We start from the raw sequence: 7,185 nt of genomic DNA, 5'->3' as shown, positions 1-7,185 counted from the left end.
AGGCAGAGCCGATGTGCGGGTCAGCGCTCTTTCCTGCACCGGCGCTCCCCTCTCCCGACCCCCTTCGGGGGCCACCCTCCCCCGCAGAGGGGGGAGGGAAGCCGCGCCTCCCGCGCCTGACAACCTGGCCGCTTCCCCGCCAAAAGCCCGTCCGCTGCTCGACCCCCGACGCGTCAAGCCGTCCCCTTACGCCCAATCATCCTCCGGCTGCGGCGACAGCGTGCGCCAGGCTGCGGCGATCCGCTCCGGCTTGATCTCCAGCGCGCCCGCGCAGGCCACCAGCACGCCCTCGTCGCCCATCACGTGGTCGAGCACGCCGGCCAGGAAGGCCGGTTCCTGGGCGCTCTCCCGCAGGGTGTCGGCGCTCAGGCCGCTCGCGGCGAGGAACGGCAGGAGCCGGTCGTCCTCCGCGACGATCCACAGCAGAACGTCGAGGGCGAGCCGTTCCGCAGATTCGGCCCCTTGAAGAGGTTTGCCATTCATCAACATGTGATCGCTACAAAGGTCACCAAGGGGCTTCACCGCCCGCTAATCATGATCGGCGCGCACCGGGACATCGGATCATGAAAAAGACGGTGCTGATCGTCGAGGACAACGAACTGAACATGAAGCTGTTCAACGACCTCTTGGAGGCGAACGGCTACGCGACCCTGAAGACCGCCCACGGCATCGAGGCGATCGAGCTGGCCCGCGCGCACCACCCCGACCTGATCCTCATGGACATCCAGCTCCCCGAGGTCTCCGGCCTCGAGGTGACCAAATGGCTCAAGGAGGACGACGACCTCAAGAGCATTCCGGTCATCGCGATCACGGCCTTCGCCATGAAGGGCGACGAGGAGCGGATCCGCGAGGGCGGCTGCGAGGCCTATCTGTCGAAGCCGATCTCCGTCGCGAAGTTTTTGGCAACGGTTCGCGCGTATCTTGAGCCCCGGTGACGCCGGAGCGGCGCACCGGTAACGGCGAACGGCCGACCGCCCCGGGCGGAACCGCGCAACCGCGCGTCAGCGAGGAACCATGTCGGCCCGCGTCCTGATCGTCGACGACCTGTTCCCGAACGTGAAGCTTCTCGAGACGAAGCTCGGGCTGGAGTATTTCGACACGATCGCCGCCATGAACGGGCCGGACGCGATCGCGATCTGCGAGAAGGGCCTCTGCGACATCGTCCTGCTCGACGTGATGATGCCCGGCATGGACGGGTTCGAGGTCTGCCGCTACCTCAAGAACAACCCGGTCACCGCCCACATCCCGGTGGTGATGGTGACGGCCCTCGACCAGCCCTCGGACCGCCTGCGCGGGCTCGATGCCGGGGCCGACGACTTCCTGACCAAGCCGGTGGACGACACCGCCCTGTTCAGCCGGGTGCGCAGCCTCGTGCGCCTCAAGGCGGTCACCGATGAATTGCGCCAGCGGGCGCTGGCGTCCCGCGCGTTCGGCATCGGCGATCCCCTGGCGCTCGCCACCGCGGAGACCGGCCTCGACGCCCGGATCCTGCTGGTCGAGGACCGGCCCGGCTCGGCCGAACGCATGGCCGGGGCCCTGCGCCAGCACCACGCGGTCACGATCGAGCCCGATCCGCAGGCGGCGATGCGGCTCGCCGCCGAGGGCGTGTTCGACCTCGCCCTGGTCAGCCTCGACCTCGACGGGTCGGACGGCCTGCGCCTGTGCAGCCAGCTCCGCTCGCTCGACAGCACCCGGGCGATGCCCCTGATCATGCTGGCCGAGGAGCACGACCGCGCCCGAGTGGTGCGCGGCCTCGATTTCGGCGTCCACGACTTCCTGATGCGGCCGGTGGACCGCAACGAGCTGATGGCCCGGGTCCGCACCCAGGTGAAGCGCAAGCGCTTCACGGACGCCCTCCGGGGCGCCATGCAGGCCTCCCTGCAGCTGGCCATCACCGACGCGCTCACCGGCCTGCACAACCGGCGCTACCTCGACAACCACCTCGGCGCGCTGTTCTCCGACGAGACCACCCGGCGCCCGGGTCTGGCGGCGCTGATCCTCGACATCGACCGGTTCAAGGCGATCAACGACAGCTACGGCCACGAGGCCGGCGACGAGGTGCTGCGCACCTTCGCCGAGCGCGTCCGCCAGCACACCCGGCCGGTGGACACCGTCGCCCGCTACGGCGGCGAGGAGATCGTCGTGGTCCTGCCGGAGGCGGGCCTGGCCGAGGCCCGGGCCATCGCCGAGCGCATCCGCGAGAAGGTCGAGGCGATGCCGTTCTCGGTCCACCGCGCCACCCGGACGATCCCGGTGACGGTCTCGATCGGGGTCGCGGTCCGGCACCCGGACGACACCGGCCCCGGCGACATGCTCAAGCGCGCCGACATCGCCCTGTACCGGGCCAAGGCCGCGGGGCGGAACCGGGTCGAGCAGCAGGCGGCCTGAGGGGCGGGCGGACCCGCGCGCTTCCTCATCCCTCTTTGGGCTACGATGCCACTCGGCCGCGTTAGGCAAACCGCGACGCGCCCCCTCTCCCGTGCGGGAGAGGGTTGGGGTGAGGGACCAGGACTTTCCGGAGAGGTCGCATCCCTCACCCTGTCCCTCTCCCGCACGGGAGAGGGGACCCGAGCTACATCCAGAGCTGTGTGGATGCCGTAGCCGTTGCGGGCGAAAGAGGGCGCGGTGCCCGATACGTACGAAGATGGCGCGCACCTTCGCGCTGCGTCAAAACGCTCACCCGCGCCTAAGGATGACATTCTAACCGCGCACCCGACATCGTTTCGCGCACCTCTCGGACAGGGCGCGGCAGGGGAACGGACGACGGATGGATATGCAGGTGCCGGCCCGGTCGGGGCGTGAGGCGAGCGTGCTGGAGAAGCGCCGCCTGTGCAAGATCGCCTCCTCGCCCCACGCCTACGTCCGGGGCAGCACCGCGCATTTCTACGACCTGATCGCCGCCATGCCGGCCGGCACCCTGCCGGAGGGGCCGCCGGTCTGGATCTGCGGCGACGCGCATCTCGGCAATCTCGGCGCGGTGGCCGGCCCCGACGGGCGGATCGACATCCAGATCCGCGACCTCGACCAGACCCTGGTGTCGAACCCGGCCTTCGACCTGGTCCGGCTGGCCCTGTCTCTGGTGACCGCCGCCCTCAACGCGACCCTGCCGGGCCTCGTCACCGCCCGGATGATGGACGCGATGGCTTTGGGCTACGCGGACGGCATCCTCGACCCCGAGGGGGCCGAGCGGGGCATCGCCCAATCCGACATCGTCGCCACCACGCGCCGGCGCGCGCTCGGCCGGCGCTGGCGCCACCTGTCCCGGGAGCGGCTCAAGGGCAAGGACGCGCGGCTGCCCCGCGGCGACCGGTTCTTCGACCTCGACGGTGCCGAGCAGGAGGCGTTCGAGGCGTTGAGCCGCGACGCGGAGGTGCACCGGCTGGTCCTGGCGCTCGGCGGCGCCGAGGCCGGGGCGGAGATCCGGCTGCGCGACGCCGCCTACTGGATCAAGGGCTGCAGCTCGCTCGGCCGGCTGCGCTACGCCGGCCTCGTGGAGATCGTGGGCGGCGCCCGCCCGCACCTCGCGCTCCTCGACGTCAAGGAGGCGGTGCCGTACCTGGCCCCGCCCGCCCCGGGGGCCGACATGCCGGCCGACGCCGCCGCCCGGGTCGTGGCCGGCGCCCGCGCCCTCTCGCCCAATCTCGGCGACCGGATGGTCGCGGCGACGTTCCGGGGAACCCCGGTCACGGTCCGCGAGCTGATGGCGCAGGATCTCAAGATCGACGCCGAGCAATTCTCCCGCGGCGAGGCGGTGCGGGTCTCGGGCCACCTCGCCGCGATCCTGGGCCGCGCCCACGGCCGCCAGATGGGCGACGCCGACCGGCAGGCCTGGAGCGCGACGGTGCGCGCCCCTGGCCAGGGCGCCGACACCCCCGGCTGGCTCTGGTCCGCGGTCACCGACCTGATGGGCGCCCACCAGCGCGGCTACCTGGAACATTGCCGCCGGATCGCCCGGGAGGATCTGGCGGCCTGATCGTTTCGTGTCTTCGACCGATCGGCCCCCCTCCCCGTACGGGCTTGCGGATCCGGGGTCCTTCGTCGCCGGGCCGCCCTATTCCTCCGGCGGCCGCGGGCGGCCGAAATCCGGGGCTGCGGTTTCCTGGCCCTGGGCCACGATGCTGCGCCGGATCGCCCGGGTGCGGGTGAACATCGCGTGGAGCGCGTCGCCGTCGCCCCAGCGCACCGCCTTGGCCAGCGCCGACAGGTCCTCGTTGAACCGGCCGAGCATCTCCAGCACCGCCTCGCGGTTGTTGAGGAAGATGTCGCGCCACATGGTCGGGTCGGAGGCGGCGATGCGGGTGAAATCGCGAAACCCGCTGGCCGAGAACTTGATCACCTCGGACTGGGTCGCGGATTCGAGGTCCGCGGCGGTGCCGACGATGTTGTAGGCGATCAGGTGCGGCAGGTGGCTGGTGATCGCCAGCACGTGGTCGTGGTGCTCGGCGCTCATGGTCTCGACGTCGGCGCCCATGCCCTCCCACAGGGCCCGGACCCGCGCCACCGCCGCCGGGTCGGTGCCCTCGGGGGGCGTGAGGATGCACCAGCGGCCCTGGAACAGGGTCGCGAAGCCCGCATCCGGCCCCGAGAACTCGGTTCCGGCGATCGGGTGGCCGGGCACCAGCGCGACTCCTTCGGGCAGGTGCGGCTGGACCGCCGCCACCACGGCGCCCTTGACCGAGCCGACATCCGACACGATCGCGCCGGGCTTCAGGTGCGGCGCCAACTCGGCCGCCGCCGCCCCGATGGCGCCCACCGGCACGCACAGGATCACCAGGTCGGCCTCCGTGGCGCCCTCACGCGGGTCGCCGGTGACCAGGTCGGCGATGCCGAGTTCGGTGAGCCGGGCGCGCACGGACTCGTCGCGGTCCAGGGCCACGATCGTCCGGGCGAGGCCGTAGCGCCGGGCGGCGCGGGCGATCGAGGAACCGATCAGCCCGAGCCCGACGATGGTGAGGCGCCCGATGGGCGGGGTTGCCGTCTCAGGCATGCGCGCCCCGCACGAAGTCTCCGAGCGCCGCCAGGAAGGCCGCGTTGGCCTCCGCCCCCGCCACCGTCACCCGCAGGGCGTTGGGCAGGCCGTAGGCGCTGACCCGGCGGGTGATCAGCCCGCGCTCGGTGAGGAACGCGTCGGCGTCGGCGGCCGAGCGGCCGGGCGCGTCGGGGAAGTGGATCAGCACGAAGTTCGCGACGCTCGGCGTCACCGTCAGGCCGAGCGCCCGGGCGCCCGCGGTGAGTTTTGGCAGCCACTCGGCGTTGTGGGCGGCGGCGGCCGCCATGTGGGCCTCGTCGGCGATCGCCGCCGCGCCCGCCGCGATGGCCGGCCCGGAGACGTTGAACGGGCCGCGGATGCGGTTGACCGCGTCGGCCACGTGGGCCGGCGCCAGCATCCAGCCGATCCGCAGGGCGGCGAGCCCGTGGATCTTCGAGAAGGTCCGGGTCATCACGACGTTCTCGGATTCGAGCGCGAGTTCGAGCCCGGCCGAGTAGTCGTTCGCCCGCACGTATTCCGCGTAGGCGCCGTCGATCACCAGCAGCACGTTGGCCGGCAGGGCGGCGTGCAGGCGGCGGATCTCGTCGAACGGCAGGTAGGTGCCGGTCGGGTTGCTCGGGTTGGTGACGTAGACGATCCGGGTCCGCTCGGTGACCCGGGCCAGGATCGCGTCGACGTCGGTGGTGAAGTCGCGCTCGGGCGCCACCACCGGCTCTCCGCCGGCCGCCAGGATCGCGATCCGGTAGACCAGGAATCCGTGCTCCGAGTAGATCCCCTCGGTGCCGGGGCCGCCATACGCGTAGGCCAGCAGCGACAGCAACTCGTCCGAGCCCGCGCCGCAGACGATCCGCTCCGGATCGAGCCCGTAGCGCTTGGCGATGGCCGTGCGCAGCACCGTGGCTCGGCCGTCCGGGTAGGTCTCCAGCTTGGCGGCGGCCTCGTGGAGCGCCGCGAGCGCCACCGGGCTCGGCCCCAGCGGCGTCTCGTTGGACGAGAGCTTGTGGACCTTGCCGCCGCCGGGCCGCCCGCTCTTGCCGGGCACGTAGGTGTCGATCGCCAGAACGCCGGGGCGCGGTTCCGGGCGGGCGAGAAGGGGGGCGGACATGGCTCTGGCGACTCGGATGCGCGGGCTGGGTTGGGCTGTCCCGGTCCGTCTACAGCATTTCCTTTGCCGAAGAACCCGGGCCGTCACGACGCGGCGGCGGCTGCAGAAAGGATCTTGCCGGAACCGCGTGCGCTGCCGCGGCGCGTTCCGCTGCGACAGGCCTGATACGGTCCGCTCGCGAGCCGACACGGCCACGCCCAATACCTTTTAGGCCTCCCGGAAGCGGCCATCCGTTGGTTTTTCGACCGCTTCGCCTCGGAATGGTTATGCGGCGCTCCTGAAGCTACCGTCGGGCTTCCGAGCAGGTCCTACGCGTATGAACGACATTCCGTGGATCGACGCAGCCGGCGCAGCGATGTGGGCGCTCGTCGAACGATACACCGGACGGGTGGGCTACAAGGGAGGCGTCAAGGCCAGCGGTCTGAACGACGATCCCGCTGTCATCGACTGCTCGGGATGGACCGCTCGGCTCCTGTCGGCTGGTATGGCTGCGGCGAACCGTGAAGCTGGACGTCCCGTCTTCAGCAGCGAGGAACAAGCGGCGGTTCACACGTGGTCGGACCGCCTGATCGAGAACCTGGAGCGGCGCTCCGGCGTCATCCTGACGGGCGGCCATATCACCGTCGCGGGACTGCCGCCTTATGCGACCATCGGCTTGCAGCAGGGCGGAGGTGCATGGGCGAAGAACCACCCTCGCCCCCGTGGCATCACGCACGTTGTCCAAGTCGTCCATCGCCCCGGCGATCATGCCCCGTATGTGTCGGAGGCGCAGGGGATGACCAAGCCGTATGGTCTTCGGCTGACGCCTTTGGCTGAGTGGATCGAGCAGACGCGCGACGACCTGAAGCCTGACAAGGCATGGGCAGTAACCCCGTTCGCGGGATCAGGCTTCGACTGCCGCTGAGGACCATGAGCGGACGGGGCGGAGCGTCCGCTTCAATGCCTGTCGCTCGGAAGCGGACCCTCCCAAATCCGCCCCTCTCGGACGTTCGGGGACGGCTAACAACGCCCGACTTCGCCCATCGGGGATGCCGCGAACGGCCCGGTCGATCATCCTGACATCCCGGGCTCCGCCGCGCGGCTCCGGGAG

Annotated in this window: 7 protein-coding genes; 4 read left to right on the top strand and 3 right to left on the bottom strand. The window is 71.1% G+C overall.

Annotation, left to right across the window (positions count from 1 at the left end; all coding sequences use genetic code 11):
• Window positions 1-186: 186 nt before the first annotated feature.
• Window positions 187-483, bottom strand: coding sequence for a DUF3572 domain-containing protein (locus tag FV233_RS27095; RefSeq protein ID WP_147856771.1), 297 nt, complete (start codon window positions 481-483; stop codon window positions 187-189).
• A gap of 80 nt (window positions 484-563) precedes the next feature.
• Between FV233_RS27095 and FV233_RS27090 the strand changes: the two genes are divergently transcribed.
• The 3 genes from FV233_RS27090 (at window position 564) to FV233_RS27080 (ending at window position 3,973) form a co-directional block, all read left to right on the top strand.
• On the top strand, window positions 564-935 hold the full coding sequence (locus FV233_RS27090; RefSeq protein WP_007560977.1) for a response regulator: 372 nt from the start codon (window positions 564-566) through the stop codon (window positions 933-935).
• 79 nt (window positions 936-1,014) lie between these two features.
• Window positions 1,015-2,388, top strand: coding sequence for a PleD family two-component system response regulator (locus FV233_RS27085; RefSeq protein ID WP_147856772.1), 1,374 nt, complete (start codon window positions 1,015-1,017; stop codon window positions 2,386-2,388).
• 379 nt (window positions 2,389-2,767) lie between these two features.
• Window positions 2,768-3,973, top strand: a complete 1,206-nt coding sequence (locus FV233_RS27080; RefSeq protein WP_147899364.1) for a DUF2252 family protein — start codon at window positions 2,768-2,770, stop codon at window positions 3,971-3,973.
• 78 nt (window positions 3,974-4,051) lie between these two features.
• Here FV233_RS27080 and FV233_RS27075 read toward each other — a convergent pair whose 3' ends face one another.
• Together FV233_RS27075 and FV233_RS27070 are read right to left on the bottom strand one after the other, a co-directional pair.
• Window positions 4,052-4,987, bottom strand: coding sequence for a prephenate/arogenate dehydrogenase family protein (locus FV233_RS27075; protein WP_147857679.1), 936 nt, complete (start codon window positions 4,985-4,987; stop codon window positions 4,052-4,054).
• Window positions 4,980-6,095 (bottom strand): histidinol-phosphate transaminase, encoded by a 1,116-nt coding sequence (locus tag FV233_RS27070; protein WP_147899363.1) that lies wholly within the window; start codon window positions 6,093-6,095, stop codon window positions 4,980-4,982. Before FV233_RS27070 ends, FV233_RS27075 begins: the two co-directional genes overlap by 8 nt.
• A 316-nt stretch (window positions 6,096-6,411) precedes the next feature.
• On the opposite strand from FV233_RS27070, the gene FV233_RS27065 reads away from it, so the two are divergent.
• The gene (locus FV233_RS27065) at window positions 6,412-6,999 is read left to right on the top strand and encodes a hypothetical protein (RefSeq protein ID WP_147899362.1); all 588 of its coding nucleotides are present in this window, start codon (window positions 6,412-6,414) and stop codon (window positions 6,997-6,999) included.
• The last annotated feature ends 186 nt before the right edge of the window (window positions 7,000-7,185 follow it).

The sequence above is a fragment of the Methylobacterium sp. WL7 genome (genome assembly GCF_008040085.1).
In the GTDB taxonomy this organism is placed as follows: Bacteria; Pseudomonadota; Alphaproteobacteria; order Rhizobiales; family Beijerinckiaceae; genus Methylobacterium; species Methylobacterium mesophilicum.
The sequence above is the reverse complement of the archived record's forward strand: the minus strand, read 5'-3'. Positions and strand labels throughout refer to the sequence as shown.